This is a genomic window from Frankia tisae (assembly GCF_025403405.1).
Classification (GTDB): domain Bacteria; phylum Actinomycetota; class Actinomycetes; order Frankiales; family Frankiaceae; genus Frankia; species Frankia tisai.
On the sequence record NZ_JANEZT010000559.1, the window covers coordinates 1 to 2,837 of the forward strand.

At 72.2% G+C, this 2,837-nt stretch carries 2 protein-coding genes; both read right to left on the reverse strand.

What is annotated here, in order from left to right; translation table 11 throughout:
* Positions 1-327 (reverse strand): class I SAM-dependent methyltransferase (locus NBZ85_RS29785; RefSeq protein WP_261563261.1); only part of this gene is annotated, 327 nt, incomplete at its 3' end.
* A 497-nt stretch (positions 328-824) separates the two neighbouring features.
* Complete coding sequence (locus NBZ85_RS29790; protein WP_438803116.1) at positions 825-2,243, reverse strand: WS/DGAT domain-containing protein; 1,419 nt, start codon at positions 2,241-2,243, stop codon at positions 825-827.
* Positions 2,244-2,837 lie beyond the last annotated feature (594 nt).

Genomic DNA, 2,837 nt, shown 5'->3' on the forward strand with positions numbered 1-2,837 from the left:
GTCCAGCCACGCCCCCAGGATCACGACCTGCGCCGTGGCCGCGGGAACTGTGCTCGACAGCGCCTGGCGGACGGCCTCGTCGATCGCGACGGTGCGCGGCGCCATCACCTCGGCGCAGGCCCGCACCATCTCGAAGGTCAGCCGCGGGCCCCAGCCGGCCGGCGCGTCGCCGGCTCGCACCTGCTCGACGATCCCCCGCTCCGCGGGCAGCAGCAACGCCAGCGCCGTCGGATCATCGAACCGGCCGGGAGCGAGCCGCCCGTGGGCCGCCGCCCGTCCCTGGCAGACCATCACCGCCGTGCGGCTGGCGCCGCCGGATCCACCCATCGGCCGATGGCCTCGCCGCCACGGCCGTCCCGCGGCGCAACCCCGTGCACCCATCGCGCACCTCCCTCGCCCGCTCCCATCCGCGGCGATCCGCCTCGACCGAGCGGCCGGCGTCATCGTCCGCGAAATGCCGGCCCCATCGTCGCAGCAGGCAGGGCCCGACGGCCGAGCCGCGCACCGCAAAGCGCATTCCGGCCGGAAACCGGGCTGGCGAGCACGCGGGCGACAGTAACCGGACCGTGCCGACAAAGGTGGTTTACGGCCACTCAGGGTCAGCGAACAATGCGCAATCACTCACTTACGGATGTAGAGACGCGGGCGAGAACCACCTTATGGCGACGAGTTACCTATTGTGACGCCGACCCGGTCGAGGCACAGCAGCACCGCCGGGAAGTCGACGAAGTGCGGAATGCGGCAGTGACGGTCAGGGGCAACCGCGTTACGGCTGCCCCTGGCCAGCCACCAGGCTGTTCTCCCCCCACGGGCCCGTGGCCTCCCTACCGGGCCCGCGGCCCCTCACGACGCTGGACCGGCAACCGCACGCCGCCGGGTGGCGTCGACCGGCTGAGTTCGGCCAGCTCCGCGAGCCACAGCTGGGCGAGGCGCTCGTGGTTCGGCACGCTGTCGCTGGCCGCGAACGTGATCCCGACGCGATCCCCGAGACCGAACAGCGCGACGGACAGGTGCTGGCGTCCGACGAGCAGCGGTCCGGTGCCGATCAGGTCGGTGACAGCATGACCGGCGACGAACAGCGGCCCGCGGATCGTGCGGGCGTTCGTCGCCACCATGGCCAGCTCCCGGGTCCGCCCGCCGAAGCTCGCCGCGTAGGAGAGCATCCGGGGGGTGGCCCGCGTCGACACGGCCGGGAAGTGGCGGTGTTCCACCACGCCCATCCCGCGGTTCTTGAGCCGGCGGGTTGTCGCGGCGATGCGGGCCAGGCGCCGGGCGGCGTCCGGTTCCCCGCACGGCAGCGCGACCCGCACCCCCGAGGTGTAGTTCGACAGCACGTTCTGGTCGGCGGCGACGCGGATGCTGACGGGCATCAGCGCGTGGACGGGCCGGGAGTCCTCCCGCCACTCCGGCAGCGACCACGCCCGCACCGCGCCGGCGAGAGCGGCCAGGTAGACGTCGTTGACCGAGGCGCCGTGACGGCGGGCGACGTCGCGCATCGGCCCGAGCTCGGTGGTGATCCAGGAGTGCCGCGCCGGGCCGACCGGCTGCCCACCCCAGGCGTCGAGGACCCGGGTCGGCGACAGGCAGCTCAGCCCCCGGCTGACGAACCGCAGGTAGTCGCCGGCCTGCGGGCGGGGGATCGACTCGGGCAGGCCCAGGTCGGGCTCGTCCTCTCCGCCGAACAGCAGGTGCAGCGACCGGTAGAGCGCGGCGCCGTCCTGGGCGATGTGGCTGGTGCGGTAGACCACCACGCGACCCGCGGTCCCCTGCTCGCACAGCAGATGGATCTTCCACGGCTGGCGGCTGGGTTCGACGGGGCGCCGGGCGATCCTGTCGATGGCGGCGCGGATGCGCCGGTCGCCGATCGCATCGCCGCCGACCAGGCCGGCGACCTCGGCGGCGCTCGGCAGCTCCGCCGCGACGACGTGGTCGTCGACCTTCATCTCCGGGTCGCAGACCCAGTGCGTCTCGTGCACCGTGGTCCGACGGTCGCCCTGGCGGACCGTCACCGTCTCCAGCCGGTCGGTGAGCATCCGCGCCCGCGGTGTGCGCAGCCGTTCGGCGACCTGCGCCCGCAGGTCCGCCAGCTCCACCGGCCCGTCGAGGAACAGCACCGCGCCGACGTCCTGGTATTCACCGGGATTGAGCCGGTGGAAGGCCAGATAGGCGCGGTCTCCCGCGGTCAGCGGGCGGGCGAAAGCCCGGTTGTAGCCGGTCTTCGAGACCGTGTCGAGGAGGGTCATCAGGCGCGCCCCCAGCCCGTCGCCGGGCATTGGGTGCAGGCCTTGACAACGCGATCAACAATGTTAGCAGATCGACGCACGGATGCGTCGTGGATACCTGTACCCATGTACCTGTTTATCCGCGGGCCGATGAGCCCATCCAGCCTTGTGTCGTACGTCTCCACACGGATGGGCGAGACGGCCGGGAAGGATCCTCCTGGACGGCACGGTGGCCCCTATCAATGCAGGTGATATGCGGTCGGGCGGGCAGAATCCGCCGGACGGTGGTGTCACCACAAATAGGCCATGGCGCTAGCACCCGTGGGGTTACCCGAATAGGCGCGACATTCCCGGGGGGCGAGCCGAACCGCCGAACCATGGATCAGAGTTCCTCGCGCAGTTCCCACACGAAACGCTCCAGCCCGGCGGCGAAGGCCTCGGCTGGGTACCCGGACGGTGGTGCTGGCCGGGCTCGTCCTGTCGGATCCGCCTCGGCATCGACCCAGGTCGCCTTCGCGTGGCCACCGGCACGGCCGGGTGACCGAACGCGAGCTCACGGCGTCGCCGAGCGGCCCGGCCAGCACCACCGTCCGGGTACCCAGCCGAGGCCTTCGC

Bases quoted from the DNA above. Each gene is read 5' to 3' on its own strand.
- NBZ85_RS29790 (WP_438803116.1), bottom strand. From the start codon at position 2,243: ATGACCCTCCTCGACACGGTCTCGAAGACCGGCTACAACCGGGCTTTC.